The following is a 26,427-nucleotide window of genomic DNA, read 5'->3' as shown; positions in this document are numbered from 1 at the left end:
TTAGCGTTCCCCCGTGATCATGCGGCGGATATAGGTGTTGAGGATCACGGCGAGCAGCAGGATAACGCCGAGGAAAACCCGAAAAAGCGAGCTTTCGACCCCGGCGAAGAAGAGGCCTTGCTGAACGACGCCGAAGATCAGTGCGCCAAGCGCCGCGCCTACCACCGAACCGTAGCCGCCGGTGAGAAGTGCGCCGCCGATCACCACGGAAATGATGGCTTCGAATTCCTTCAAGAGGCCGCGGTCGGCTGCGGCCGAGCCGAATTCCATCACCTGACAGGTGGCGAAAATAGTGGCGCAGAAGGCGGAAAACATGAACATCAGGATCTTGACCCGGTTCACGGGTACGCCGACATAGCGCGCTGCCTGGGCGTCGCCACCGGCGGCGAAGATCCAGTTGCCGAAGCGGGTGCGGGTGAGCAGGACATGGCCGAACACGATCAGGATGATTGCCCAGATCATCAGCATCGGAATGCCTTCGACCACCGGCAGTCCTGCTTTCGGACCGGCGACGAACTTGCCGACAATGCCGAGATCGGCCAGCCAGACAAAGAGGCCGGAAAAGACCTTGCCGCCGAAAAGCCATGCGATGGGATCACCTTCCGCCGCTTCACGCACGCCGCCGATGATGGTCTTGCGGGTGGTGGCGATGGAAATGAAGATCGTCAGACCGCGCAGAATGTAGAGGAAGGCGAGGGTGACGATGAAGGAGGGCAGGCCGGTCTTGATGACCAGGTATCCGTTGAGCCCGCCAATGGCCAGCGCCATGGCAAATGCGACCAGGATACCGAACCATGCGGGGAACCCCCACTGAACAGTGAAGAGCGCGATGATGACGCCGGAAAAGCCGATCATCGAGCCGACGGAGAGGTCGAACTCTCCCGCGATCATCAAAAGGCAGGCGCCGACGGCGATGATGGCGAACTGGGCAGAGACTGTGCCCCAGTTGATGATGCCTTCCGGGGCAAACATGCCGCTGTCGCTGGCGATGCCGAGGAAGAACATGAATACGAGAATAGTGCCGCAGATCGCGCCCAGCTCCGGGCGGATCAGGGCCTTGCGCATGGGCGACATTTCGCGGATGCGCTCGTCTTTCCGAGGGGCGGCTGCCGATTGTGTCTCAGCCATAGGTCTCCTCCTGCGTGCCGGGGTGGCCGGCCGCGTCCAGTATGCGGCCCGGCCGCAGAACAGTGTTCTGGAATTCAGCGCTTACCCTTCGGGGTGCGCGAGCGTGTCAGTTGCAAGGGAGAGGCGGAAGGCCGCCTCTCCACAGGGCCGCGCCTGGCGGCCCTTCAGCTTAGCGGTATTCGCCGGCGTATTTTTCCACCAGGGCAATGTTGCCCTTGGTCACGAAACCCGGGCCGGAGTTGATGGAGTTGCCCGGAACCACGCCGTAACGAGCCAGGTTCGTCAGGATGACGACCGGCAGGTAGCCCTGCAGGTAAGGCTGCTGGTCGATGGCAAAGGCAATCACGTCACCCTTGATGGCTTCAGCGATTTCGCCGGAAAGGTCGAAGGTACCGAAGTGGATGGTGCCGGACTTGCCCATGTCTTCCAGCGCAGCCAGCGTCGGATGCGCAGAGGTCGGGCCGAGGGTCAGGACGCCATTGGTGTCCGGGTTGCCCTGCAGGTAGGCCATGACCTTGGACTTGATTTCAGCCGGGTCCTGGCCACTGTCGATCATCTGGCCGCCCAGTTCGACGCCCAGTGCATCAGCATAGCCCTGGCAACGTTCAACCGAAGCCGGGTTGGTGATGTAGTGGTTCACACAAAGGAAGCTGGTGACGCCGGCCGCCTTGGCCTTTTCACCTGCACCCTTGCCGGCATCGTATTCCGGCTGGCCGACATGCATCAGAGCGCCGATTTTCTTGGACTGCTCTTCAGTGCCGGAGTTGATGGTGATGACCGGAATGCCCTTGGCAACCGCGTTGGACAGCGGGCCGCTCAGAACGTCGTAGTCGGCGATCGTCGCGATGATGCCGTTCGGGTTGGACGCAGCAGCCTGTTCGATGATGCGAGCCATGTCGGCAAGATCGCCTGTCGGCGGGTTGCGGTATTCCACTTCAACGCCCATCTGGCCACCGGCAACGGTGATGGCGTTCTTGATCGTGTTCCACCAGCTGTCGCTGTCCGGTGCATGGCTGACCAGAACGAAACGTTCGCCATCAGCGGAGGCCGGAGCGGCAAGGCCGGTAAAGGCAACGGCGGCAGCCGCCATTGCGATAAGTGTCTTCTTCATGGTGTTCCTCCCAGAACGTGGACCGCGGGCCTCGAACAATCCCACCCGCGTCATCAGAAGTCTGTGGCGGCTCGGGATCGCCGTTGCCGCATTTGGAATATAAATTCCATTTTTATCGAAGCGCAACAGATTTTTTCCAGAAAGATCACAGCCTGTTCCGTTGGGCCCCCACGGAAACGGCCAGGGCAATGGCCAGGGAGAGACTTGCGGACAGCGCCCGGAACGCGCCTACGTCCAGTTCCGAGACCAGTAGCTGGATTGCTTTCAGGCGTGCGAGCGGGCTGGTCACGACATCCGTAATCGCGACAATGTCAGCGCCGCTGGCACGGGCCTTGGTGGCCATGTCGATGGTCATTTCCGTGTACGGGGCGAAGGTCACCGCGATGACCGCGTCGTTCGGCCGGATCAGGTGTTCCATGTTGATGTTGGCGATGCCTGAATGGAGAACCGCCGGCACGTCCATCTTTTCGAAGGCATAGGCAAGATACGACGTGACCGGGAAGGCCCTGCGGAAGCCGATCATGTGAATCGTTTCGGCACGGGCCAGCACATCGACTGCCTGTTGAAGCGCGGTCGGGTCGACGGTTGTCAGCAGGTTTTCCAGCGAAGAACGGCCAACCTCGACGAATTCGGCCAGGAGCGCAGAAGGGGACTCGGTGCCGTGCTCGCGCAGTTTGGCGAGGCGGGTGGCGTAGTCCGGCCATTTCTGAGAATAGTCCGATCGGAACAGTTTCTGCATTTGCGAAAAGCCGGAAAAGCCCATTTCCTGGCAGAAACGCATCACGGCGGACGGCTGAACGTCGGCGCCTTCGGCAAGTTCGGCAACCGTGGAAACCGCCACCTTGTCCGGATTGGCGGCGATGTAGTTCGCGAATTGTTTCAGGCGCTTGGGCAGTCTTTCGGCGGTGCTGCCGAGCCGGGCAAAAAACGCATCGATCGACTGCGGCGGCGCAAGGATTTCGGCGGTGGCGAGATTGGGTTCATTTTCTGGATCGGGCGAGGCGTCATTCATTGTCTTCTTCTTTTCCGGCTTGACACATTCCGTCGAAAATGATTTTGGAATTTTTATTCTAAATTGGCAAGCGCTGGTTCAAACCGCTCTGCCACATGTCATCCGGGAGGAAGTATCATGGCCGTCAATGTCGCCCTGCTTGGGGCTGGACGTATCGGTAAAGTGCACGCAAAGGCCGTTGGTGCGGCCGCCGGTGCGACGCTCGTCGCTGTTGCGGACGCCTTCCCGGAAGCCGCCGAAACGCTTGCAGCCGCCTATGGCGCACGTGTCAGCACGATCGACGAGATCGCTGCCGCCGGGGATGTCGACGCAGTGATCATCTGCACGCCGACCGACACCCATGCCGATCTGATCGAGAAGTTCGCACGCGCAGGCAAGGCGATCTTCTGCGAAAAGCCGGTCGATCTGTCGCTGGACCGGGTGAAAGCCTGCCTGAAGACGGTAGAAGACCTTGGCGCAACCTTGATGTTGGGGTTCAACCGCCGTTTCGATCCGCATTTCCGCGCCGTGCGCGCAGCCATTGACGAAGGGCGGATCGGCGACGTGGAAATGGTGCAGATCACCTCGCGCGATCCGGGTGCACCGCCGCCATCCTACATCACGTCGTCCGGCGGCATCTTCCGTGACATGACCATCCATGATTTCGACATGGCCCGGTTCCTGCTCGGCGATGAAGTCACGACCGTCTACGCGACCGCGTCGGTTCTGGTCGATCCGGAAATCGGCAAGCTCGGCGATTACGACAGCGCGATGGTGGTGCTGACGACGGCGTCCGGCAAGCAATGCTCCATCTCCAATTCCCGCCGGGCAACCTATGGCTACGACCAGCGCATCGAAGTGCATGGCTCCAAGGGTGTGGTGAGTGCGGAAAACCAGCGTCCGGTATCCATCGAAGTGGCAACCGAAGCCGGGTACACCCGTCCGCCGCTGCATGATTTCTTCATGACCCGCTACACGGAAGCCTATGCGGCTGAAATCACCGCTTTCGTCGAGGCTATCGAAACCGGTACTGCGCCGTCACCGAGTGGCGAGGACGGATTGAAGGCACTCGCCCTGGCTGAAGCTGCCCTCAAGTCCATCGCCGAACGCCGCGCCGTCGGCATGGACGAGGTTTAAGCGTCAGAACCACTATGACCTCATCCTGAGGAGGACCGTCTGGTCCGTCTCGAAGGATGGGCGGCACACTCATGAGCAAGCAGCCCATCCTTCGAGACAGCGCCAAGGCGCTTCCTCAGGATGAGGTTAAAGGGCGGAACGGTCCGCTTCGTCACCTCCGGGAGGATCGGATTACATGACAAGTCTCGGTATCGGATTGATCGGCACCGGTTTCATGGGCAAGTGCCACGCGCTTGCCTATGGTTCGGTGAAAGCGGTGTTCGGCGATGTGCCGGCGACCCGCCTGGAAGTGCTGTGCGATGTTCCTGCAGAAAAGGCAGAAGCCTTTGCCGACCAGTTCGGCTTCGCAAGGGCAACGAGTGACTGGAAAGATCTGATTGCGGATCCGAAGGTCGATATCGTCTGCATCACCACACCCAACAAGGTGCACAAGGAAATGGCGCTTGCCGCGCTCGAGGCCGGCAAACATGTGCATCTGGAAAAACCGATGGCGCTTAGCCTGGAGGACGCCAGAAAGATGCTGGCTGTTGCCGAAAGAACAGGTGCGAAGACAATCGTCGGCTACAACTACCTGCATAATCCGGCGATTTCGCATGCCCGCAAACTCATCGCGGATGGCGCCATCGGCCGGATCGTGCATTTTCGCGGAATGGTCGATGAAGACTACCAGGCTGATCCGGACCTCGCCTGGACCTGGCGGGCAACCAAGGCCGATGCCGGCCTCGGCACGCTCGGCGATCTTGGCTGCCATCTGATTTCGCTCGCAACCGCACTCGTCGGACCGGTCGAAAGCCTGGTCGCGGAGACAAGAACGGTTCATGAAACACGGCCCATGGGCAATGGCTCAAGCGAGCGGCGTCCGGTTGAAAACGAAGACATCGCTTCTGCGCTGCTGACCTTCGAAAACGGTGTCCATGGTGTTGTCTCGACCTCGCGCAGTGCCTGGGGCCGCAAGAGCTACATCGGCTTCGAGGTGCATGGAACGGAAGGCATGATCACCTTCGATCAGGAGCGCATGAACGAACTCCGTCTCTACCAGAACCGGGGTGAGCTTGCCGAACAGGGTTTCAAGACGTTGCTCAGCGGGCCAGCTCATCCGCCGTACGGGCAATTCGTTCCGGCCGCCGGCCATCAGCTCGGGTTCAACGATCTGAAGGTGATAGAGGTTCATGAGTTCCTGAAGGCGATTTCCGAAGGGCGCAATGCCGTGCCGTCGTTCCGGGAGGCGCTTCATTTTGAAGCGGTCATTCATGCGATTGCCGAGGCCGGAGAGACGGGCACCCGGGTGCGGGTTGCCAGGGCGGACTGACGCCGACAGCATCCAACTGTCTATCGCTCACTTTATTGTTCAATGGGCGCGAACAGGCCGGTTCCTGTTCGCGCCCTTTATCTGTTGCGGATGATCCCTATAAACTCTTGAGAATACAGACCGTTGGTCCGCCGTGCCCGGCAGGCCTTGCCGGCTCTGCGGGCTTACTCAGATCCGGGAGATCCTCTTGGCCAAGGTAATCGTTTTCTTTGCCCACCCACGACCGCACAGGTCGGAGGTGAACCTGCCGCTGTTTGAAACCGCGCGGTCGATCAAGGAGATCACCACCGTCGATCTTTATGCGGACTATCCGGATTTCAGCATCGATATCGACCGGGAACAGGACCGCCTGCGGGCTCATGACGTGGTTGTCTTCCAGCATCCGCTTTACTGGTATTCGGCACCCGCCATCATGAAGGAGTGGCAGGATCTCGTGCTGGAACATGGCTTTGCCTATGGTCATGCCGGCAAGGCATTGCATGGCAAGGTGTTTCTGAACGCGGTCACGACCGGTGCCAAACCGGATGCCTATTCGCAAACGGGCATGAACCATGCCGAGTTGCGCAGCTTGCTGGGCCCATTCGAAAAAACGGCGGATCTGTGCGGCATGCGCTACCTTGCGCCCTTTGCGCTGTTCGGGGCCGGGCGGGCACTGGAGGAAAACCGCTTTGAGGTCCACCGCCATGCCTATGGAAAGCTTCTGAATGCTTTGGTCCGCGATCAGCTGGATCTTGCAAAGGCGGCCGCAGCGCCGGTCCTGCCGGATGACCTGGATGCGTTCCTGCTGGCAGGGGAGACGGTTTGATGGCGCTGCTCAGCGAAGCCTTCGTCTATCTGTGCGCGGCCGTCATCGCGGTGCCGATTGCCAACCGGCTCGGCCTTGGCTCCGTGCTCGGTTATCTGATCGCCGGTGTGGTGATCGGGCCTGTCATCGGCATCGTCGGGTCGGAAGCGGCCGACGTGCAGCATTTTGCAGAATTCGGCGTAGTGATGATGCTGTTCCTGGTCGGGCTGGAATTGCAGCCCGCCATGCTCTGGAAAATGCGCCAGCAGCTTGTCGGGCTCGGCGGACTGCAAGTTGTCGGGACAGCGCTCGTCTTTGCCGCGGCCGGTCTGGCGTTCGGTCTTCACTGGCAGAGCGCTTTGGCGCTCGGCATGATCCTGTCGCTCTCCTCCACGGCCATCGTCTTGCAGACCCTCAACGAGAAAGGCTGGCTGAAAACGCAAGGTGGGCAGAGTTCCTTCTCGGTATTGCTGACCCAGGATATCGCGGTCATCCCGATGCTGGCGCTTCTTCCGTTGCTTGCCATCAGTGGCCATGGCGGGGAAGGAGCCGGGGATGGGCATGGCGAGAGTGCCGGTCATGGTGGTGAAGCTCTGGCGGCCTTGCCGGGCTGGGCACAGGCTCTTGTCATTCTGGCTGTTATTGCCGCCATCATTCTGGCAGGGCGTCATCTGCTACGGCCTGTCTTCCGGTTCATAGCCGAAGCGCGCCTGCGGGAAATCTTCACAGCAACTGCGCTGCTGCTGGTTATCGGCATTGCCCTGGTCATGGATTTTGTCGGTCTGTCGCCGGCACTCGGAACCTTCCTTGCCGGGGTTGTTCTGTCCGACAGCGACTATCGTCATGAGCTGGAAAGCGATATCGAACCCTTCAAGGGCCTGTTGCTTGGCCTGTTCTTCCTGACGGTCGGGGCGGGGATCGATTTCGATCTTCTGTTCGGTGCCCCTTTATCGATCCTTGGACTCGCGCTCGGCTTGATGGCAGTCAAGTTTCTGGTGCTGTTCCTGCTTGCAGCCCTCTTTCGCCTCACCGGGCCAGATCGATGGCTGTTCGCGCTCGGGCTGGCACAGGCAGGGGAGTTCGCCTTCGTGCTGTTCGGATTTGCCTCGGGCAGCGGGGTGCTGGAACCATCGCTGATCAAGACCATGACCCTGGTGGTGGCGATTTCCATGCTGCTGACACCCGCGTTGTTCATCTTCTACGAAAAAATCGTCGCTCCACGGGCTCTGGCGAAAGCGGATCGGGAACCGGATGTCATCGACAGGCGCGGCCGGGTCGTTGTCGCGGGCATGGGCCGGTTCGGCCAGATCGTCTCGCGACTGCTGCTGACCAGTGGCTATGACGTGATCATTCTCGATCATGACCCGCAGACGATTGAAAATCTGCGCAGGATAGGCATTCGAACCTTCTATGGGGATGCGACCCGGCCGGACCTTCTGCACGGTGCCGGGCTGGACGATGCCGACCTCTTCGTTGCCGCGCTAGATGATCGCGACAAGCAGACCGAACTGGTGGAACACGTTGCCAAGACCTATCCGAATGTCCGGATCCTCGCCCGTGCCCGCGACCGGCATCACGTCTACGAACTGGAAAATGCCGGTGCTCATTGTGCCGAGCGAGAGGTCTTCGAAGGGGCCTTGGCGCTTGGGCGCCAGGCCTTGACCGAGCTGGGCTATCATCCGTTCCGGGCGCGCACCAAGGCGCGGGAATTCCGTCATCACGACATTGCGATGCTCGATGACCTTCGCGAGAATTTCAACGACGGTGGCGTCGACACTTCCTATATCGATGCCATGCGGGCGCATTCCGAAACCCTGTTCGAAATCATGCAAGTCGACAGGGGCGGTGATCGCCCTGAAGGATCGGAGCGTGGCTGGACACCTCCCCCAAAGGGCGATGCGACGCTCTGACGGGAGGTGGAAAGCAGCGTTCCGACAAAAGAATGAGGTTTCCCGGTGGTAACCACTGCCTTTTCCCGGCTGGCAGCGGCTCCTATATGCGGGGCAAGACAGACAATGGCGCCAGCCAGACACGCGGCTGACTGCGCCGGAACAGGAACCAATCATGACTTCGCAAGACACCGACACAACCGACCTCGATGATGTGTTGCAGATCGACATTGTTTCCGATGTCGTCTGTCCGTGGTGCATCGTCGGCTTCAAGCAGCTCGAACAGGCGATCGCACGGACCGGCGTTACGGCCGCCATCAAATGGCATCCTTTTGAACTCAATCAGGATATGGCTGCCGAGGGAGAGAACCTGCGCGAACACATCATGCGCAAATACGGCTCCAGCGCGGAGCAGTCCCAGGCGGCGCGGGACCGGCTGACGGACCTTGGCGCGAGCCTTGGTTTCGAGTTCAACTTCACCGACGACATGCGCATGGTGAACACCTTCAAGGCGCACCAGCTGATCCATTGGGCCGGTGAGAGCCGCAAGGAACACCAGTTGAAGATGGCGCTGTTCCAGGCCTATTTCGGCGACCGGAAGGACCTCAATGACAATCAGGTTCTGGCGGATGTGGCCGAAAGCATTGGTCTCAACCGGGCCGAAGCCCTTGCCGTTCTGGAAGACGGCCGCTTTGCCGAAACCGTTCGTGCGGAAGAAGCCTTCTGGACCGGCAACGGCATTCACGGCGTTCCGGCTGTCATCTTCGAGCGTCAGCACCTGGTATCAGGCGCACAGGGCGTCGACAATTTCGCAGCCATCATCACCGAACTGACGAAGGGCAAGGCGGCCTGACGGAACAGCCGTAAAGATAACCTGTAGATCGTCCAATATCTTCGCCATGCCATGGCTCGACCATGGCATCCACGCCGTTCCGTTCCCGCTCCACAGGCCTCAGTTTGCGGCACTGTTTCGGCATGGATTGCAGGTACAAGCCCTGCAATGACGGGGAGGAGGAAGAGTTCGGTTATCTAACTTCTCCCAGGGAAGAACCAACTTTGCCTTACAGCTTTTCGAACAACACTCCTGCAGCTTCGATCCGGCCGGCTGGTGTGTCGGCAGGTTCGGCGCCGTAATTTGTCCAGATCCTCAGGCCATCGGTCACACGGCAGCGGACACCGCCGGCAAGGTCGAGCGTGTCGATCCCGGCTTCTTCGCACAGCATGGTGTAGAGGCGCTTCAGCACGGTTTCGTCACCCCAGCCACCGACATAGACGAGATGTTCCTGGCGGTAGGCGGCGGGCTGGCCGTCTTCCAGTTCCAGGATGACTTCGCCAGCACCTTCCAGTTCCTCGCGGTAGCCGGTGAAGGTGCCACCGCCCTTGAGCGGCATCGGCATGTCCGGGCGCAGGCTTTCGACCCGCGAGACTGCAAGATCAAGCCCGGGCATGTCTGGTGGCAATGGCACGGGAATGACCATGTCGGCGTTGCGGGCGGCTGTGCGCGGGCCCATCACCACCAGCGCTTCGGTTTCCGCAAGCACCTGTTTCAGGTCCTGCGGCACGTAGATCAGGCCAGGCAGGGCAACGATCTTGTAGCCGGAAAAGTCGCGGGTTTCGCCGCGCAGGATATCGACCGAAAGCCCGAGCTTGCGCAGCGCCTTGTAGGTGTCGAAAACAAGCTGGAAATAGGAAAGCTCCTTGCCGTGCGGCTGGGTGGTCCAGGCAAAATCCGCGTCATAGTCGAAGATCAGTGCAACAGGTGCCTGTGGGGCCGAGACATCAGGCGCGTCGCGCAATTCGTCGGCGACCTTGCGGGCTTCGAGCAGTGCCGGTGCATCGGCATTGTCCGGGCGCAGCATGCCGGCATGCATCTGTTCCTGCGCGAAAGGCGCTTGTCGCCAACGGAAATAGCACACGGCCTCGGCCCCATGGGCATAAGCCTCCCAGGCCCAAAGCCGCATCATGCCCGGCAGAGGAGCAGGATTGTGGGGGGCCCAGTTCACCGGTCCCGGCTGTTGTTCCATCACCCACCAGCGGCCCTTGCCAACGGCACGGTAGAGATCGTGGTGGAAGGCCTGGAAGTCCGGATCGCCCTGGCGCATGAAGGCCCGCTGATGGGCGTCATCCGCGCCGACACGGTCTTCCAGAAAACCGAGCGGGTAGCTGTCCCATGTCGCGATCTCGAGATCGTCGCCGACCTTGAAGTGGTCGAAATCAGTTACCCGGCCCATGTAGTTGTGGCTGATCGGTGCGCTGGAATGCGCCCGGATGATATCGACCTGGCGCTTGTTGAAGGTAACCACCTGATCGGAGGAGAACCGCCGGAAGGCAAGCGTGTGCGAGGGATTTGGTTCGGTTACGGTCAGGTTCGGCAGGTCGATCTCGTCAAAGGAGAGATACTCCATAGACCAGAACACGTTGCCCCAGGCGCGGTTGAGCGCCTCGATGGAGCCGTAGCGGCCCTTCAGCCAGACCCGGAACGCTTTTCGCGCAGCATCCGAATAGGAGAGAATCGTGTCGTGGCAGCCATATTCGTTGTCGGTCTGCCAGGCGGCGACATGCGGATTGTTGCCGTAGCGCTCGGCGACAAGCTTCACGATCCGGTCGCTCTCCTGCCGAAAGCCCTCGTGCGAAAAGCAGTAGTGGCGGCGGGAACCAAACTTGCGGGGATTGCCGTTGGCATCGACGGCGACCATGTCCGGATGCTTGTCGACAACCCAGCGCGGCGGCGTTGCGGTCGGTGTGCCGAGAACGACCTTCAACCCGGCACGGCCCAAGGTCTCGATGGCCCTGTCCAGCCACTCGAAGTGCAAGTCACCAGGGCGGGGCTCGAGGCGCGACCAGGCGAATTCACCGATGCGGATCCATGTCAGCCCGGTCTCGGCCATCCGGCGGGCATCAGCTTCCCAGATTTCTTCCGGCCAGTGTTCCGGATAATAGCAGGTGCCGAGAGTGCGTTTCATGATGGATGCTCACTGCTTGATGGTTCGGCAACGCTCATCCGGATGGTGAAGCGTTGCCGCATATTCCGTGTTATCCCCCGCAAAGGCGGGGCCTGAGGACCCTTCAAAGGTCCACTGAACTTGCATTTTGTCCCGGTGCTCCCAAAACTTGGCCCGGGAGATGGACGGCGGACCTGTTAGAGCAAGACCCTGTGCTCGCTCTGTCCACGAACCTTCACTTGCGCGAAATAGGTCTTGCCTTCGTGCTCGCCAGTAAGACCTTCGGTGGCGGATGTGGCAAAGAGCGTCTGCAGATCCGCCCCGCCGAATGCCGGGCAGGAAATCTGTTTTGCAGGCATGGAAACGGCCTCGGCAAATTTCCCGTCCGCATTATAGCGTGCAACGTGGTTCGCCCCCCAATGGGCGTTCCACAGGAACCCCTCGCTATCGACCACGGCGCCATCCGGATTGAACCCGTCGGCGGACAGATCGACGAACAGGGACGGCGCACCTGCTGGCCAGCCCTCGGCGTCCAGGGCGACCTTCTGAATGGTCAGGGTGTCGGTGTCGGCGAAATAGGCCGTCTTGCCGTCCGGCGAAAAACAGATCGCGTTGGAAATGGTGATGTCGGAGAACAGCTTGCGCAGCTCTCCCTTGTAATAGCGGTAGATCGATCCGGCGTTCTTTTCGGCGCCAAAGCCCATGGTGCCGATCCAGAAGCCTCCCTTGGGATCTGCCCTGCCGTCATTGGATCGAGTCACCGCGTTGTCGGCCTCCAGATCGCAGATCTTTGCGGAGGCTTCCGTTTCCAGATTGAACAGGAACAGCTTCGAAGAGCTGGCGATCAGGAGTTCGGTCCGGCTGACCCAGCCTGCGGCAGAAACATATTCATCGAACTGCCAGGTCTTTTCCGTGCCGTTGTCGCGGCTGAGCAGGCGCTTGTTGAGAATGTCGAACCAGAACAGCTGCTGGCGTTCGGGATGCCACAACGGGCCTTCGCCAAGGGTGCACTGGCGCTCGTCGAAAACTGTGCTCATGACATCACCTGCATGCTGCAACGGCCGCGTCGTAGGCGGCGACGATTTTTTCGGCCCGTTCGCTGACTTCGGCAACACTGAAACCGGGTTTGAACAGAGCCGTTCCGATGCCGAAGCCGGCAGCCCCGGCCTTGATCCAGTCCCCGAAATTGTCCGGGCCGGCACCGCCCACGGCATAGGTCGCAGTGCCCTTCGGCAATACCGCCAGCATCGCCTTCAGTCCGTCCGGACCGATGAGCGAGGCGGGAAAGAACTTCAGGCCGTCTGCCCCGCTGCGCAGCGCCGTGAAGCACTCGCTTGGTGTCATCACACCGGGAAAAGAAGACATGCCTTCGGCTTTCGTCGTCTTGATGACATCCGGATTGCAGTCGGGTGACACGATCAGCGTGCCGCCGGCGTTCTTGACGTCGCGCACCTGTTCGGGCGCCAGTACGGTGCCTGCGCCGATCTCGGCGTTCGACGAAAAGGCCTTTGCCATGGCGGCAATGCTGACAAGCGGGTCCGGCGAGTTGAGCGGAACCTCGATACGAGTGATGCCGGCGGCAATCAGGCATTCGGTAACGGGCAGAGCCTCGTCCGGGGTCAGGCCGCGCAGGATGGCTATCAGGTTACGGCTCATGAATGCTCCGGTTCGTAGAAGGAATAGGCAAGGGTCAGCCCCTTCAAGGTGATGGTTTCCGCATCGAGCTGCCTTGAGGTATGGCCGAGATGTGTCAAGGCGCTGCGATAGGCACCGGCGATCTTGTCGCTGCCCAGCAGGGCCGTGTTACCAAGGTCGAAATCACGGCTGACAGCGGCCAGTTCGGCTCCGATCAGAAGCCCCGATAATCTGCCGCTTGCCTGTGCCGAGCCAAGGTCAGCAACAAGGCCTGCGGCGCGCACACCGAAGAGATCGGCAGTCAGCGCTTCGGGCGCATTGAAACTGTGTTCGGCCGCTTCGGCAAAGGCTGTGCTGTCGAGGTCATCGGCGGAAAGGCCGTGCCGCAGGACGGAGTGTTTGGACAGAAGCGCGAAGGTCTCTCCTGTCATGAAGGTGCGGAACCGCTCAATTCGTCCGTCCTGTAAGGCGACCCATTTGGTGTGCGTTCCAGGCAGGCACAAGGTGCCGGAATAGGTCTGATTTTCCGCAAGGAATCCGGCGATCTGCGTTTCCTCGCCGCGCATGACATCGGGAGGTGTGAGCTGCTTGATGCCCGGCAGGATGCGCACGTCGAGGCGCGGGTCGGCTGCGTCCACCCGGGTAGCGTTCCGGATCGACGGCGGCGCGCAGGGTACGGTCATGTAGGGAGCTTCGGCCCAACCCTGCCGGGACCCGGCCATGCCGCAGACGATCACAGGTGTGACCTCACCGTCCTTCAGGAGGTCAGCGATCAGTTCGATCAGAGCGGGTTCGAAATCCTGTTTCTCCAGTCGCCCCATGCCCTTTTCGGAGCTGCGATGGGCAAGGATGCCGCCGGCTTCGTCAAGCGCCCAGATGCGCAGATTGGTGGTGCCCCAATCCGCCGCGATCCAGGACGCTTTTGGATGTGTGTTCATCCCGTCACCACCACGCCGCCATCCACGACCAGCGCCTGTCCGGTCATCGCCTTGCTGGTTCTGGAGGCAAGGAAAAGCACCGGGTCAACCATGTCGTCCGGCTGCAGTTCAACCTTGAGACACTGCCGGTCGATGTGCGCTGCCAGACCTTCCGGCGTTACCCACATGTCCTTCTGCTTCTGGGTCAGGACCCAGCCGGGCGCAATTGCGTTGACGCGGATGTTCTCCGGGCCGAATTCCCGTGCGAGGCTGCGGGTCATGCCGTTGATGCCGGAATTCGCGGTCGTGTAGACCGGGTAGCCCGCATTGCCCATCATGTAGGAGATGGACGAGAAGTTGACGATGGAGCCACCGCCGGCCGCTCGCATGCCGGCAACCACATGCTGGCAGGCAAAGAAATAGGCTTTCAGGTTGATCGCCACGGACCAGTCCCAGAACGCCTCGTCAACCTCTTCGGTCTTGTGGCGTTTGTCGTTCGCGGCATTGTTGACCAGAACTGTGATCGGGCCATGGGCTTCGGCTGCCTGATCCATGGCCGCCTTGAGGGCACCCATGTCTGTGATGTCACAGGGCAGGAACAGCGGACGGCGGCCGTATTTCTGTTCCATCTCGTCGCAGAAGGGCGCTGCGTCGGAACGCTGCACAAAGGCGACCTTCGCCCCCTGCCGCAGAAAGCCCTCCGTCAGCGCCGCGCCAATGCCGGAGCCGCCACCGGTGATGAATACCGATACGTTGTCGAGATCCGAGTATGTTGCGTACATGGCACTTCCTCAATTGTTTTGGCGGCCTAAGCCGAAATCGGTTCGTTTTGAGTAACGTTACTCAAAGACGTTCGCCTTCCACAACCCAGACGGTTTCAGGGAACCGCCAGGGGAGCGTGAGCCCGTGGGACATCAGATATTGTCCACTGGCTTCAAGGTCTTGATGTTTCAGGAGAGGCGCACCGCGGGACAGCCGGGGCGCATCGTCCCGATTGACGAGAGATAGCCTGTATCTGCCTTGCGGGTCCAGACCGGTCAAGCGCAACGGACGCGGCAGGATCTGGTCACTTGGTCGCGTCAGCGCGGCAAACGCAACGAACCGGCTGCCGTCGCCGGCAAGCTGCTGTTCTGCGATCACGGCCGGATCGGCGCTGTCGAGCCGCAGGATATCGGCCTGCATCATCCAGTCCCGGTTGGCTTTCCACCAGCTCGTGACATTGCGCAGCGTCTCGGCTTCGGCTTCCGACAGCTCACGCGGGTCCATCTCGAAGCCCATGTGGCGTTGAGCCGCGGTCCAGGCGCGCAAACGAATGTCCAGCGTGCGGCCGGAAGTATGGCAGTGACGGGGCCCGACGTGAGAGCCTGTTACCGAGGCTGGCAGGAACAGGGCGGCATCGTGCTGAATACGCTGGCGTTCCAGCGCATCGTTACTGTCCGAAAGCCAGACCCGGTGCGTGCGTTCCAGGACGCCGAAGTCGATCCGCCCGCCGCCGGACGAGCAGCTCTCGATCTCCACTGCCGGAAAATCGGACCGCAGACGGTCGACCAGCTCGTAAAAGCCTTCGGCCTGTTCGGCATCGACCACGGGCAGGATGCGGTTGTGGTCCCACTTGATGTAGCCGATGTCGTTGTTTTTCAGGACGTCGGCGATGTGGGCATAAAGATAGTCGCGAACCTCCTGGTTGGACATGTCCAGCACCAGTTGCTGGCGTCCGCGGATCTGGTCGGCGTGGCCGAGCACCCAGTCGGGATGAGCGCGGCAGAGGTCACTGTCCTCGTTGACCATTTCCGGTTCGAACCAGATGCCGAACTCCATGCCGAGCGCCTTGATATGGTCGATCAGCGGGGTGAGGCCGTCCGGGTACTTGCGTTTGTCGATCACCCAGTCTCCCAGAGACGAGGTGTCGTCATCCCGGCGGCCAAACCAGCCGTCGTCCAGCACAAAGCGCTCGGCGCCCAGGTCCGCCGCTTGGGAGGCGATGGCTTTGAGTTCGTCGAGGTCGTGTTTGAAATAGACCGCTTCCCAGCAATTGTAGTGGACCGGGCGGGGAGTGCGGGCTCCCTGAACCACATGGTCGCGAACATGGCGCTGGAACCGAACGGCGGCACCGTTGAAGCCGGTGGCGGAATAGGTTGCGTAGAGCGGTGCGCTGACGAAGTGGCGTCCGCTGGCAAGGCTGGCAGTGGCGTGGCCGAACTGGACCTGTCGACGGCCATCGGCAAGTTCCTCGGCAACCATCTTGTGGCCCCCGGACCAGCCATAGTGAAACGCGAAAGCTTCACCGGCCGTGTTGGACGTTCCGGCATTGCAGACGACAAGCCCCGGGAAATGGGCGTGGTCCGTGCGGCCCGTGCGGTTGTCGCGGACACGGGAACCGGGCGCAAACGGCAGGCGGCGGGTCAGGAATTCCGCGCACCAGCGGCCGGAAAACTCGATCATCTCGCCAGTGTAAGCCGGGACCGGCAGAACCGGAGCCGCCAGCCAGTCGACCGTGATCTCATCGACGCTTTCCAGCCGTGTCTGAAGCTTTAACAGGGAGGTTTCCGGTGTCAGGACGAGATCGAAGACGAGGCTGAGATCAAGGCTGTTGTCGGCAAAGACAAGCGTCAGGCCATGCTCCGAAGCGGCTTCGCTTTCGAACCGGAAACTGGGCATGAGCGGCGCGCCGGATGCGTTCCTTGCAGTCAGGCCGGTTTGCCCGGGGAAGCTTTCGGAGGCTTCCGGACACAGGCTCAGACCGGCGTTGCGGTCGACCATGCCACCGGTGACGTCGGCAAGTGCGGCTGCCGAAAGCGTCTCCAGGTTTTCGCCAGTGGGAAGGGCGGGCCCCCAGTAGACGGCTTCCGGCAATCGGTCGTCGAAGCTGGCCAGGACCAGGCTCTGTCTGTCATCTCCAAGATGCCAGCTGCGGATCATTTCACGGCTCCGAGTGTGAGGCCTGCAATAAAGTGGCGCTGCATCAGGAAGAACATGGCGACAGGCGGCAGGGCGGCCACGATGGAACCGGCGCTCATCAGGTGGTAGGCAGCACGATATTGCGCGTTGAAGGACGTGATGCCGGCGGTGACAGGCTGGCTTTCAACGCCCTGGGTCAGCACCACGGCCCAGAAGTAGTCGTTCCAGATGAAGGTGAAGATCAGCACCGACAGCGCGGCAATGGCCGGCTTCATTAGCGGTAGCACCACGTACCAGAAGATCCGCCATTCGGAGACGCCCTCAACGCGCGCGGCCTCTATCAGCTCAAACGGCAGGGCACGGATGAAGTTGCGCATGAAGAGTGTGCAGAAGCCGGTCTGGAAGGCGATGTGGAACAGAACCAGACCGGTGATGGTGTTATAGAGGCCCATCTGCAGGGTCAGGTCGCGCACCGGTACCATCAGGATCTGGAATGGCACGAAGTTGCCCGCCACGAACATGAAGAAGAGCCAGATATTTGCCTTGAACTTGTAGATGCCGAGGGCGAAGCCGGTCATGCACGAGAGGCCAACCGCGCCGATCACCGTTGGAATGGTGATCTTGAACGAGTTCAGCAAATACTGCGGCATGTCCGAGCCGGTGAAGACCAGCGCGTAGTTGGTGAAGCCTTCGAAGGATGACGGCCAGCCCCAGTAGTTGGCGTTGGCGAAATCCGAATCCGGCTTGACCGAAAAGATGGCGACCGCGATCAGCGGCAGCAGCCACAGGATCAGCGCCAGCGGAAGCAGCGTCTGATAGGTGATCTGCCAGGGGCGGGACGTGCGTTCGATCGGTGTCGGGAACATGTCAGCGCGCCTTTTCTTCTTTGTACATCGACCAGAGGAAGTAGGCGATGAAGGCCAGCATGATCAGGAACAGCACCACGGCAATGGCCGCGCCGTAGCCCATGCGGAAGCCGTATTCGGAGAGTGCGACCTCGAACATGTAGAAGCTGAGCACCCGGCTGGCGCCGAAGGGCCCGCCGTTGGTCATGACCGAAATCAGGTCGAAAGAGCGCAAAGCGCCGATGATGGTGACGACGAAGGCGATGAAGGTGGCCGGGCGAAGCTGCGGCACGATGATGTACCAGAGCATGCGCCAGCCCTTGGCGCCGTCGAGGCGTCCGGCCTCGATCTGCTCCGGATCAACCGCGTTGAGGCCGGTGAGATAGAGGATCATGCAATAGGCCGTCTGGGGCCAGAGGCCCGCGACGATGATGCCCACGGTGACCCAGTTCTCGTCCCCCAGCACGTTGAGCGGCGGCAGGCCGACCGCGCCGAGCAGAACGTTGAGGATGCCGAATGTCGGGTCGTAGAACCAGGTGAACACCAGGCCGACGACGACCTGGGAGATCACGAAGGGAAAGAAGAACAGGGATTTGTAGAGCCGGATGCCGGTGACGGTCTGGTTCAGGAACAGCGCGATGAACAGACCGGCCGGAATGGCAAGCAGATAGAGCAGCAGCCAGATGACGTTGTTCTTCAGCGAGGTGTAGAACGCGTCATCCCAGTAGAGTTCCTCGTAATTGTAGAGCCCGACATATTCCGCCTGGCCCAAACCGTCCCACTCGTAGAGCGACAGGTTGAACGACTGGAAAATCGGAAAGATCACATAGAACAGGAAGAACAGGATCCCGGGAGCCAGGAACAGCCAGGGTGTCAACTGCTGCTGGTTGCGATGCCACCAGGAACTCTGGCGGGTCTCGGCGACGGATGCTTGGGCCATTTTCGGAACTCTTCGTGAGTCGTCGGCGTATACCGGAAAAGAGGACAGGGAGCTGTTGCCCCCTGTCCGGTCATGCGAAGGCAGACCTTATTTGTAGATACGCTGTTGGGCGCGGTCCAAACGATCCAGGATCTTGTCCAGGTTGTCCGGCTTGACCATGAATTCCTGCAGGCCTTCCATGGCAACCTTTGCCATTTCAGCCGGGGCGTCGCGGTCGAAGAACTGGGCAACGCCACCCGGGGAGTTCGTGGACAGCATCTCAAAGCCCTGTTCCAGGAACTTGTCCTGGTCCACGGACGACTTGGCGTTCACCGGGAGCTGGCCGAGGTGCTTGCCGTCGTTGATCCAGGTCTGGACGTCCGGCGAGACCGCGAACTTCAGGAATTCGCGCGCGTTTTCCTTGTTCTCGGCATTGGCCGGAATGTGGAAGGTATCGGTCGGCGCGTCTTCCGCCTTGGCGATGCCCGGCGTGATTTCCACGAACTGGTAGAAATCGATCTGGTCATCGGAAAGACCGGCTTCGCGCAGCGGTGCCACGGCGAAGTTGCCCATCAGGTAAGCGGCTGCATCGCCCTTGACCATGAACGGCAGAGCTTCCTGCCAGGAGTAGGTCTGATGGTTGTCGATGAAGGCGCCCATGTCGATGAGCTCGCGCCAGTTGGCGAAGGTCTTGCGGACTTCGTCGGACTTCCAGGACGCCTTGCCCGTGAGCAGGTCCATGTGGAAGTCGAAGCCGTTGGTGCGCATGTTCAGGTAGTCGAACCAGCCACCTGCGGTCCAGAGGAACTTGGTGCCGATCGTGTAGCACTTCTTGCCGGCATCGATGATCTTCTGGCAGTTCGCCTTTTCCTCTTCCCAAGTGGTGGGTTCGGACAGGCCAAGCTCGTCGAAGATGTCTTTGCGGTAGTAAACACCCCACTGATAGTAGGTGTAGGGCACGCCCCACTGCTTGCCGTCGATGGTCATCGCACCCTTGGTAGAGGCGAGGTTGTCGGCAATTGCCGGATCCGCCCAAAGGTCGGACACGTCCTCGAAGAGGCCGGCCTCCACGTAAGGCCGCATGCGGTTGGCCGCGTACCAGGTGGCAACGTCCGGCGCATTTGCCGTCAGGAAGTTGCGGATCTGGGTCTTGTAGGCTTCCCGGTCAATCACCGTCGTCTCGATGTTCAGCTCCGGGTTCTTCTCCTGGAACTGAGCGATCATCTCTTCCATGGTCGCACGCGGCGCCGGGTTCGATGTGTCGAGAAAGATTTTCAGATTGCCTGTCAGGCCGTCAGCAGAAGCTGCGCCCATCGCGGCTGCCAACATGGCAAATGCCGCTACGGACGTTTTCAGCATGGAACGCATGGTGTCCTCCCTTTTGGTTCCATTATGTGAAACTTAGTTTTGTATATTGATACTTTGATGCGATGGCGATAAGTTGTCAACAGGCTCGACGACAAGAAACGGGCCGAAGGAGGAGCTGATGAACAAACAGGCGGGGTCATCGACAGGTGACGGCACGGTCGGCAAGGCGCTGGAAGTGCTGGACAAGGTTGCGGCTGTGGGCCGGCCCGTGCGCTTTTCCGAACTGCTTTCTGAAAGCACTCATCCCAAGGCGACGCTGTACCGGCTGCTGCAGACGCTGGTGAGCCAGGGCATGCTGGCCTACGACGAGCGCCAGCAGACCTATTCGCTGGGTATCCGCCTGGTGCGGCTGGCACATGCGGCCTGGCGGCAAAGCTCCATCGCGCCGATTGCGCGGCCCTTCATCAACGCCTTGTCGGAAGCTGTCGGCGAAACGGTGCACCTGGCACAGCTCGACAGCGGGCAGGTGCTCTATGTCGACAAGCGCAATCCGACCAATGCCATCGACATGTTTTCGCAGGCCGGCAAGGTTGGTCCGGCCTATTGCACCGGGGTCGGCAAGGCCCTGATGGCCTTTCTGGAGCCTGCGGACCTCGATCACGTTTTGAAGAAGCAGTCGTTCTATCGCTACACCCCGGCAACGCTGGCCAGCGAAGCTGAACTGCGTGCGGACCTGGAAAAGATCCGCGAAGAGGGGCTGTCCTACGACCGCGAGGAACACGAGCCCGGCATCATCTGCATTGCAGCGCCGATCCTGTCGTCCAAGGGGCGGCCGGTCGGGGCGCTTTCCGTTACCACGTCCACGCAGCGCAAGAGCCTCGAACAGCTTCTGGAGGCACGGCCCGCATTGCTGGATACGGCCTCGAAGATCGCGGCGGCGGTCGAGGACTGGCAGTTCCCTGCCTAACAAGAATCCCAAGGGAGAGAGAATTACATGTCTGGCGTCACACTGACAAAAGCCGTCAAGAAATATGGCGACCTGGAAGTCATCCACGGAGTGGACCTTCAGATCGAGCATGGCGAGTTCTGCGTTTTTGTCGGTCCGTCCGGCTGTGGCAAGTCCACGCTGCTGCGCATGATCGCCGGGCTGGAAGAAACGACCGACGGCAGCATCGAGATCGGTGACCGTGATGTGACCAAGTCAGATCCGGCCGAGCGGGGAGTGGCCATGGTGTTCCAGACCTATGCGCTTTACCCGCATATGACGGTCGAGGAGAACATGGGCTTCGGGCTGAAGATGAACGGTCATCCCAAAGCGGAGATCCAGTCCAAGGTCGCCGAGGCCAGTCGCATCCTGAAGCTGGACCCATATCTGAAGCGCAAGCCGAAGGCGCTTTCCGGCGGGCAGCGCCAGCGTGTTGCGATTGGCCGGGCCATCGTGCGTGGCCCGGAGGTGTTTCTGTTCGACGAACCGCTCTCCAACCTGGATGCCGAGCTGCGTGTCGACATGCGCGTGGAGATCGCCCGACTGCACAAGGATATCGGCGCGACGATGATCTACGTGACGCACGACCAGGTCGAGGCGATGACGCTGGCGGACAAGATCGTGGTTCTGCGTGGTGGCAATATCGAGCAGGTGGGCTCGCCGATGCAGCTCTATTCCGATCCGGACAACAGGTTCGTCGCCGGTTTCATCGGTTCCCCCAGCATGAACTTCGTGGAAGGTACTGCCGGGGAGGGTGAGGTCAGTGTTGCCGCGTTCGGCGGTGTTGCCGTGCCGACATCGGTCGCGCTGCCCGCCAAGGGTGAAAAGGTGCTGGTCGGTCTGCGCCCGCAGCATCTGAAAGTCTCGCCTGCGCAGGAAGGGGCGAAGGTTGATCTGTGCGAGCAACTCGGCGGCGTCGCCTATTCCTATCTCATCTGCCCGACGGGCGAGCGTGTGATCGTGGAAACCAAGGGTGAGGATGCGCCTGTTTCTGATGGAACTGTCGCCATCGACTTCGATCCGGCTTCGGCGTTGTTCTTCGATGCGAAGACGGAACAGCGGCTGAGGTAGTCTCGCCGAGGCGACTTGTCCAGGCGGCCCACCTTCCGCACGTGGTTTTGGACAAGTGAGACAATGCCGAACCGGAATCAGGCTATCAGCCGTGCCATTGGCGCGTCTCCTCGTACGAAAAGGAGTTCGCTACACTCACGCAGATGCGCTGGATTCCGGATCTGCACGCAGCTTATGCTGCGCTTGTTCGGAATGACGGTGGACAGCCGTAGATGGTGACGTTCCCGAGGGGCTGGCAACCGGATTGCGCAGGGAGCTGAGGACGCCTTTCCACTTATGCCGGGACGCAGGGCATCTGGTCCGCGGGTCGCTTGCATTGCATTCGTCTGGTGGCGAGTCTGTTTTTTGACGATTTTGGCGGCTCTCCTGTCAGGGCCGATCTTTTCCCTCTGTCATCATCCTTCAGACAGTCTTTATCACATGACTGTCTGGCATTGCGCTGCCGCTCTTGGTGCTGTGTCTTTGCAGGACCGGGCTGCATTCATCTGTCATGAGCTCGTGTTATGCTAAGTGACGACCCGCCCGGAAAGGCGGCAACTTCGAACACGTATCTTGCCTTGACATGAATACTGATTCATGTGTCATATATTCCAGCGTCAGGCGATGATGTTACCCTGTGGAGGCCGTGGGAGCGGCCGGGCAGGTTTGCCGGCCTTTCGCGCAACGGGAGGAGAATTAATGACGAAACGCGTTTTCCGCTGGGCCGTACCGCTTCTGGCTGGCATCAGCGTGGCGGCTGCCGGGATTGCCGGTGCCCAGGCCGACGATATCAAGATCGCCCATGTTTACGGCAAGACCGGTGCCCTGGAGGCCTATGCGAAACAGTCGCATACCGGCCTGATGATGGGTCTCGAATATGCCACCGACGGCACCATGGAAATCGACGGCCGCAAGATCGTGGTCATCGAGAAGGACACCCAGCTGAAGCCGGATATCGGCAAGGCCGCGCTGGCGGAAGCCTATGGTGACGATGAAGTCGATATCGCCGTCGGCCCCGTCTCCTCCGGCGTTGCGCTGGCCATGCTGCCGGTCGCCGAAGAATACGAGAAGGTGCTTCTGGTGGAGCCGGCGGTTGCCGACAGCATCACCGGCGAGAACTGGAACCGCTACATCTTCCGCACCGCGCGGAACTCGTCCCAGGACGCGATCGCCAACGCTGTCGCACTGGGGCAGGAAGGCGTCTCCATCGCGACGCTTGCACAGGACTATGCCTTCGGCCGTGACGGCGTCGCCGCCTTCAAGGAAGCACTGGAAGGCACGGGTGCCAAATTGGTGTTCGAGGAATATGCGCCGACCGATACCAAGGATTTCACAGCCAATGCGCAGCGCGTCTTTGATGCCCTGAAGGATGAGCCGGGCCGCAAGTTCCTGTTCGTGATCTGGGCCGGTGGCGGCAATCCGATCAGCAAGATCAAGGCAATGGAGCCGGAGCGCTTTGGTGTCGAGATCGCCACGGGCGGCAACATCCTGGCGGCCATGGCGGCCTACAAGGAACTGCCGGGCATGGAAGGCGCGACCTACTACTATTACGAAATCCCGAAGAATCCGGTGAACGACTGGCTGGTGGCCGAACACCAGAAGCGCTTCAATGCGCCGCCGGACTTCTTCACCGCGGGTGGCATGTCTTCCGGCATTGCCATTGTCGAGGCGATCCGCAAGGCCGGGTCCACGGAGACCGAAGACCTGATCACTGCCATGGAAGGCATGGAGTTTGAAACGCCAAAGGGCAAGATGATGTTCCGGGCGGAAGATCACCAGGCTCTGCAGTCGATGTATCACTTCAAGATCAAGGTCGATCCGGATGTCGAATGGGGCATCCCGGAGCTGGTGCGCGAGTTGACAATCGAGGACATGAACATCCCGGTGCGCAACCAGTAAGCCGAATGAAGACGCGGCGGAGCCTTCAGCTTCGCCCGCGTGGCCCCAAGACCCTTAAGTTTGCCCGGCTGGTGGGAAACCCGTCCGGCCGGGCACTCATCCGATACAGTTTTCGCGACAATTCAAGCCTGGGAACGCGCATCGTGGCCAAGGAACACCCGATTCTGGAAACGAGGGACCTGACCATTCGCTTCGGCGGTCATGTGGCGGTCGATCACGTTTCCTGCGCCTTCGAGCGAGGCACCCTGACGGCGATCGTTGGGCCGAACGGCGCGGGCAAGACCACCTATTTCAACCTGATCTCCGGTCAGCTGGCAGCGACCTCCGGGGCTGTGCTGCTCAACGGCGAGACCATCACCCGACTGTCGGTGCCTGAACGCACCGACAGGGGGATCGGCCGGGCGTTCCAGCTGACCAATCTCTTTCCGACCCTGAGCGTGCGCGAAAACGTGCGCCTTGTAGCGCAGGCGAAGGCACGCAAGGGGTTCGATCTCTTCACCGTTGCAGAAAGCCATGTGGAACTTCTGGAGCGGGCAGACCACGTGCTGGCGGAGGTTCGGCTGATCGATCAGGCCGACCAGACCGTTTCCGCTCTGCCCCATGGTGACCAGCGCAAGCTTGAGGTGGCGCTGCTGATCGCGCTTGGGCCCCAGGTGCTCATGTTCGACGAGCCGACCGCCGGAATGAGCGTCGACGAAGTGCCGGTGATCCTGGAGCTGATCCAGAAACTGAAGAGCGACATGGACCGGACGATCCTGCTGGTGGAGCACAAGATGGATGTCATTCGCACCCTGGCCGACCGCATCATCGTTCTGCACAACGGGGCGCTGGTGGCCGATGGAGAACCGTCGGAAGTGATTGCCCTGCCGATCGTGCAGGAGGCTTATCTCGGCAAGGCACCGGCTTCCTCCGGGGAGGCTGCGTGATGGCGGAAAATCTGCTCACCCTTTCCGGAGTGCACACCCACATCGGCCCCTATCACATCCTGCAGGGTGTGGACCTCGCAGTGCCTGAAGGCGGGGTGACCGTTCTGCTCGGCCGTAACGGCGCAGGCAAGACCACAACGTTACGCACCATCATGGGGCTTTGGACAGCCAGCCAGGGCGATATCCGGTTTGGCGATCATGTCATCACCAAACTGTCGACGCCCGAAATATCCCGCAGGGGAATTGCCTTCGTGCCGGAAGACATGGGCATCTTCACCGATCTGACAGTTGCCGAAAACATGATCCTGGCCGCTGCCAACGGGCCGATGGACCAAAAGCGCCTTGCCTGGATCAAGGAGCTGTTTCCGCCGATCGGCAGCTTCTGGAATTCCTCCGCAGGAACGCTGTCCGGTGGTCAGAAGCAGATGCTGTCCGTGGCGCGGGCGATCATCGAGCCGCGCCGGCTGATCCTGATCGACGAGCCGACGAAAGGCCTCGCACCGGCGATCATCAAGGCGATGACCGATGCGCTGAAGGAACTGAAGGAAACCGACACCACCATCCTGCTGGTGGAGCAGAATTTCGCCATGGCATCCGGCATCGGCGACACGGTCGCGGTGATGGATGATGGTCACATCATTCATTCCGGCCGCATGGACGAACTGGTGGCGGATGTCGCCTTGCAGGAAAAACTCATGGGGCTGAGCCTGGAGGCGCATCAATGAGCGAGACGGCGATCAAACCGCGGATCGAGAAAATCCCGCTGAAGGAACAGCTTGCCCAGAAACTGCCGGTGCTGCTGGTGCCGGTGCTGGCTGCCGTCGGGCTCATTGCCATCGGCAATCCGGCGAGCTGGCTGACACTGACGGTGGCCGGGCTGGCCATGGGCATGATGATCTTCATCATGGCGTCGGGATTGACCGTGGTCTTCGGGCTGATGGACGTGATCAACTTCGGCCATGGCGCCTTTGTTGCCGTCGGCGCCTTCGTCGGCTTCACGGTTCTGGCCTGGCTGGCCGGCTGGACGGCTTCGCCAAGCGTCTTCATGAATCTCTCCGCCGTGCTGATTGCCATCCTTGCAGCCATGCTCGTCACCGGCCTTCTCGGTCTTGCCTTCGAGCGGGTGATCGTGATGCCGGTCTACGGCGAACATCTGAAGCAGATCCTTGTCACCATGGGCGGGCTGATCGTGGCCCAGCAGATGATCTACGTGGTCTGGGGGCCGGACGAACTGCATATGTCCCGCCCGGAAGCCTTGCAGGGATCGCTGGTGATCGGCGAAGCAGCCATCGAGAAATACCGCCTGGTGGCGGTCGGCATCGGCCTCGCGCTGTTCATCGGCATGCGCCATATCCTGAAGAACACCAAGATCGGTCTGCTGGTGCGCGCCGGAGTGGAGAACGGCGAGATGGTGGAGGCGCTCGGCTACCGCATTCGCCGGCTGTTCCTGATCGTGTTCATGACCGGGTCGGCGCTGGCCGGGCTCGGGGGCGTCATGTGGGGCCTTTATCAGGAAACGATTACCGCACACATGGGCTCGGAGATCATGGTGCTGGTGTTCATCGTGGTGATCATCGGCGGCCTTGGCTCGGTCGAGGGCTGCTTCATCGGCGCCATGCTAGTGGGACTGCTTGCAAACTACACGGCTTTCCTGGCGCCGAAAGTAGCGCTGATCTCGACCATCGCGCTGATGGTCGTGGTGCTGATGTGGCGGCCGCAGGGCCTTTATCCGGTGGTCAAGGCGAAGTAGGGAC

The 26,427-nt window shown here is 60.8% G+C and carries 23 protein-coding genes; 11 read left to right on the top strand and 12 right to left on the bottom strand.

All coding sequences use genetic code 11. The features are described from left to right. The 3 genes from J7447_RS15300 to J7447_RS15290 form a co-directional block, all read right to left on the bottom strand. A complete protein-coding gene (locus J7447_RS15300; RefSeq protein ID WP_055656387.1) occupies positions 1-1,128 on the bottom strand; it encodes an ABC transporter permease in 1,128 nt (375 codons plus the stop codon). Positions 1,129-1,297: 169 nt separating this feature from the next. Then, complete coding sequence (locus tag J7447_RS15295; protein ID WP_023003006.1) at positions 1,298-2,239, bottom strand: sugar ABC transporter substrate-binding protein; 942 nt, start codon at positions 2,237-2,239, stop codon at positions 1,298-1,300. 145 nt (positions 2,240-2,384) lie between these two features. After that, a complete protein-coding gene (locus J7447_RS15290) occupies positions 2,385-3,251 on the bottom strand; it encodes a MurR/RpiR family transcriptional regulator (RefSeq protein WP_077291829.1) in 867 nt (288 codons plus the stop codon). 117 nt (positions 3,252-3,368) lie between these two features. On the opposite strand from J7447_RS15290, the gene iolG reads away from it, so the two are divergent. The 5 genes from iolG (at position 3,369) to J7447_RS15265 (ending at position 9,202) form a co-directional block, all read left to right on the top strand. Then, positions 3,369-4,367: an inositol 2-dehydrogenase gene (gene iolG, locus J7447_RS15285; protein ID WP_023003008.1), complete on the top strand. Its 999-nt coding sequence runs from the start codon at positions 3,369-3,371 to the stop codon at positions 4,365-4,367. A gap of 175 nt (positions 4,368-4,542) precedes the next feature. Next, positions 4,543-5,676: a Gfo/Idh/MocA family oxidoreductase gene (locus J7447_RS15280; protein ID WP_209170106.1), complete on the top strand. Its 1,134-nt coding sequence runs from the start codon at positions 4,543-4,545 to the stop codon at positions 5,674-5,676. Positions 5,677-5,863: 187 nt separating this feature from the next. Next, positions 5,864-6,481 carry an NAD(P)H-dependent oxidoreductase gene (locus tag J7447_RS15275; protein ID WP_205838377.1) on the top strand — a complete coding sequence of 206 codons (618 nt, stop codon included), beginning with the start codon at positions 5,864-5,866 and terminating at the stop codon, positions 6,479-6,481. Next, positions 6,481-8,370, top strand: coding sequence for a monovalent cation:proton antiporter-2 (CPA2) family protein (locus J7447_RS15270; RefSeq protein WP_209170105.1), 1,890 nt, complete (start codon positions 6,481-6,483; stop codon positions 8,368-8,370). Before J7447_RS15275 ends, J7447_RS15270 begins: the two co-directional genes overlap by 1 nt. A gap of 154 nt (positions 8,371-8,524) precedes the next feature. Next, on the top strand, positions 8,525-9,202 hold the full coding sequence (locus tag J7447_RS15265) for a DsbA family oxidoreductase (RefSeq protein WP_023003012.1): 678 nt from the start codon (positions 8,525-8,527) through the stop codon (positions 9,200-9,202). 208 nt (positions 9,203-9,410) lie between these two features. Here the strand turns inward: J7447_RS15265 and J7447_RS15260 are convergent, their stop codons facing one another. From J7447_RS15260 to J7447_RS15220, 9 genes are all read right to left on the bottom strand, one after another. Next, a complete protein-coding gene (locus J7447_RS15260; protein ID WP_209170104.1) occupies positions 9,411-11,312 on the bottom strand; it encodes a beta-galactosidase in 1,902 nt (633 codons plus the stop codon). Between the two features lie 176 nt (positions 11,313-11,488). Continuing rightward, positions 11,489-12,328 carry an SMP-30/gluconolactonase/LRE family protein gene (locus tag J7447_RS15255; protein ID WP_209170103.1) on the bottom strand — a complete coding sequence of 280 codons (840 nt, stop codon included), beginning with the start codon at positions 12,326-12,328 and terminating at the stop codon, positions 11,489-11,491. A 4-nt stretch (positions 12,329-12,332) separates the two neighbouring features. Next, on the bottom strand, positions 12,333-12,947 hold the full coding sequence (locus J7447_RS15250; RefSeq protein WP_023003015.1) for a 2-dehydro-3-deoxy-6-phosphogalactonate aldolase: 615 nt from the start codon (positions 12,945-12,947) through the stop codon (positions 12,333-12,335). After that, positions 12,944-13,864: a 2-dehydro-3-deoxygalactonokinase gene (locus J7447_RS15245; protein ID WP_209170102.1), complete on the bottom strand. Its 921-nt coding sequence runs from the start codon at positions 13,862-13,864 to the stop codon at positions 12,944-12,946. Before J7447_RS15245 ends, J7447_RS15250 begins: the two co-directional genes overlap by 4 nt. Further along, positions 13,861-14,625 carry an SDR family oxidoreductase gene (locus J7447_RS15240; RefSeq protein WP_209170101.1) on the bottom strand — a complete coding sequence of 255 codons (765 nt, stop codon included), beginning with the start codon at positions 14,623-14,625 and terminating at the stop codon, positions 13,861-13,863. The genes J7447_RS15245 and J7447_RS15240 overlap by 4 nt, the downstream gene beginning before the upstream one ends. 61 nt (positions 14,626-14,686) lie before the next feature. Beyond that, on the bottom strand, positions 14,687-16,762 hold the full coding sequence (locus J7447_RS15235) for an alpha-galactosidase (protein WP_209170100.1): 2,076 nt from the start codon (positions 16,760-16,762) through the stop codon (positions 14,687-14,689). Then, on the bottom strand, positions 16,759-17,607 hold the full coding sequence (locus J7447_RS15230; protein WP_023003019.1) for a carbohydrate ABC transporter permease: 849 nt from the start codon (positions 17,605-17,607) through the stop codon (positions 16,759-16,761). Before J7447_RS15230 ends, J7447_RS15235 begins: the two co-directional genes overlap by 4 nt. Position 17,608: 1 nt before the next feature. Next, on the bottom strand, positions 17,609-18,526 hold the full coding sequence (locus tag J7447_RS15225) for a sugar ABC transporter permease (RefSeq protein WP_023003020.1): 918 nt from the start codon (positions 18,524-18,526) through the stop codon (positions 17,609-17,611). 87 nt (positions 18,527-18,613) lie between these two features. Then, a complete protein-coding gene (locus J7447_RS15220; protein ID WP_023003021.1) occupies positions 18,614-19,873 on the bottom strand; it encodes an extracellular solute-binding protein in 1,260 nt (419 codons plus the stop codon). 118 nt (positions 19,874-19,991) lie between these two features. On the opposite strand from J7447_RS15220, the gene J7447_RS15215 reads away from it, so the two are divergent. From J7447_RS15215 to J7447_RS15190, 6 genes are all read left to right on the top strand, one after another. Beyond that, a complete protein-coding gene (locus J7447_RS15215) occupies positions 19,992-20,780 on the top strand; it encodes an IclR family transcriptional regulator (RefSeq protein WP_055656799.1) in 789 nt (262 codons plus the stop codon). A gap of 27 nt (positions 20,781-20,807) precedes the next feature. After that, a complete protein-coding gene (ugpC, locus tag J7447_RS15210) occupies positions 20,808-21,869 on the top strand; it encodes a sn-glycerol-3-phosphate ABC transporter ATP-binding protein UgpC (protein WP_209170099.1) in 1,062 nt (353 codons plus the stop codon). 678 nt (positions 21,870-22,547) lie between these two features. Then, complete coding sequence (locus tag J7447_RS15205; RefSeq protein WP_023003024.1) at positions 22,548-23,747, top strand: substrate-binding domain-containing protein; 1,200 nt, start codon at positions 22,548-22,550, stop codon at positions 23,745-23,747. 143 nt (positions 23,748-23,890) lie between these two features. Beyond that, positions 23,891-24,673 carry an ABC transporter ATP-binding protein gene (locus J7447_RS15200; RefSeq protein ID WP_189640247.1) on the top strand — a complete coding sequence of 261 codons (783 nt, stop codon included), beginning with the start codon at positions 23,891-23,893 and terminating at the stop codon, positions 24,671-24,673. Continuing rightward, positions 24,673-25,398, top strand: a complete 726-nt coding sequence (locus tag J7447_RS15195; protein ID WP_055656358.1) for an ABC transporter ATP-binding protein — start codon at positions 24,673-24,675, stop codon at positions 25,396-25,398. The genes J7447_RS15200 and J7447_RS15195 overlap by 1 nt, the downstream gene beginning before the upstream one ends. After that, positions 25,395-26,423 (top strand): branched-chain amino acid ABC transporter permease, encoded by a 1,029-nt coding sequence (locus J7447_RS15190; RefSeq protein ID WP_023003027.1) that lies wholly within the window; start codon positions 25,395-25,397, stop codon positions 26,421-26,423. Before J7447_RS15195 ends, J7447_RS15190 begins: the two co-directional genes overlap by 4 nt. The last annotated feature ends 4 nt before the right edge of the window (positions 26,424-26,427 follow it).

This window comes from Labrenzia sp. R5_0, from assembly GCF_017743835.1.
In the GTDB taxonomy this organism is placed as follows: Bacteria; Pseudomonadota; Alphaproteobacteria; order Rhizobiales; family Stappiaceae; genus Roseibium; species Roseibium algicola.
The sequence above is the reverse complement of the archived record's forward strand: the minus strand, read 5'-3'. Positions and strand labels throughout refer to the sequence as shown.

Coding starts and splice junctions, on each gene's coding strand:
- J7447_RS15300 (WP_055656387.1), bottom strand. CDS start 1,128: ATGGCTGAGACACAATCGGCAGCCGCCCCTCGGAAAGACGAGCGCATC.
- J7447_RS15295 (WP_023003006.1), bottom strand. CDS start 2,239: ATGAAGAAGACACTTATCGCAATGGCGGCTGCCGCCGTTGCCTTTACC.
- J7447_RS15290 (WP_077291829.1), bottom strand. CDS start 3,251: ATGAATGACGCCTCGCCCGATCCAGAAAATGAACCCAATCTCGCCACC.
- iolG (WP_023003008.1), top strand. CDS start 3,369: ATGGCCGTCAATGTCGCCCTGCTTGGGGCTGGACGTATCGGTAAAGTG.
- J7447_RS15280 (WP_209170106.1), top strand. CDS start 4,543: ATGACAAGTCTCGGTATCGGATTGATCGGCACCGGTTTCATGGGCAAG.
- J7447_RS15270 (WP_209170105.1), top strand. CDS start 6,481: ATGGCGCTGCTCAGCGAAGCCTTCGTCTATCTGTGCGCGGCCGTCATC.
- J7447_RS15265 (WP_023003012.1), top strand. CDS start 8,525: ATGACTTCGCAAGACACCGACACAACCGACCTCGATGATGTGTTGCAG.
- J7447_RS15260 (WP_209170104.1), bottom strand. CDS start 11,312: ATGAAACGCACTCTCGGCACCTGCTATTATCCGGAACACTGGCCGGAA.
- J7447_RS15255 (WP_209170103.1), bottom strand. CDS start 12,328: ATGAGCACAGTTTTCGACGAGCGCCAGTGCACCCTTGGCGAAGGCCCG.
- J7447_RS15250 (WP_023003015.1), bottom strand. CDS start 12,947: ATGAGCCGTAACCTGATAGCCATCCTGCGCGGCCTGACCCCGGACGAG.
- J7447_RS15245 (WP_209170102.1), bottom strand. CDS start 13,864: ATGAACACACATCCAAAAGCGTCCTGGATCGCGGCGGATTGGGGCACC.
- J7447_RS15240 (WP_209170101.1), bottom strand. CDS start 14,625: ATGTACGCAACATACTCGGATCTCGACAACGTATCGGTATTCATCACC.
- J7447_RS15235 (WP_209170100.1), bottom strand. CDS start 16,762: ATGATCCGCAGCTGGCATCTTGGAGATGACAGACAGAGCCTGGTCCTG.
- J7447_RS15230 (WP_023003019.1), bottom strand. CDS start 17,607: ATGTTCCCGACACCGATCGAACGCACGTCCCGCCCCTGGCAGATCACC.
- J7447_RS15225 (WP_023003020.1), bottom strand. CDS start 18,526: ATGGCCCAAGCATCCGTCGCCGAGACCCGCCAGAGTTCCTGGTGGCAT.
- J7447_RS15220 (WP_023003021.1), bottom strand. CDS start 19,873: ATGCGTTCCATGCTGAAAACGTCCGTAGCGGCATTTGCCATGTTGGCA.
- J7447_RS15215 (WP_055656799.1), top strand. CDS start 19,992: ATGAACAAACAGGCGGGGTCATCGACAGGTGACGGCACGGTCGGCAAG.
- ugpC (WP_209170099.1), top strand. CDS start 20,808: ATGTCTGGCGTCACACTGACAAAAGCCGTCAAGAAATATGGCGACCTG.
- J7447_RS15205 (WP_023003024.1), top strand. CDS start 22,548: ATGACGAAACGCGTTTTCCGCTGGGCCGTACCGCTTCTGGCTGGCATC.
- J7447_RS15195 (WP_055656358.1), top strand. CDS start 24,673: ATGGCGGAAAATCTGCTCACCCTTTCCGGAGTGCACACCCACATCGGC.
- J7447_RS15190 (WP_023003027.1), top strand. CDS start 25,395: ATGAGCGAGACGGCGATCAAACCGCGGATCGAGAAAATCCCGCTGAAG.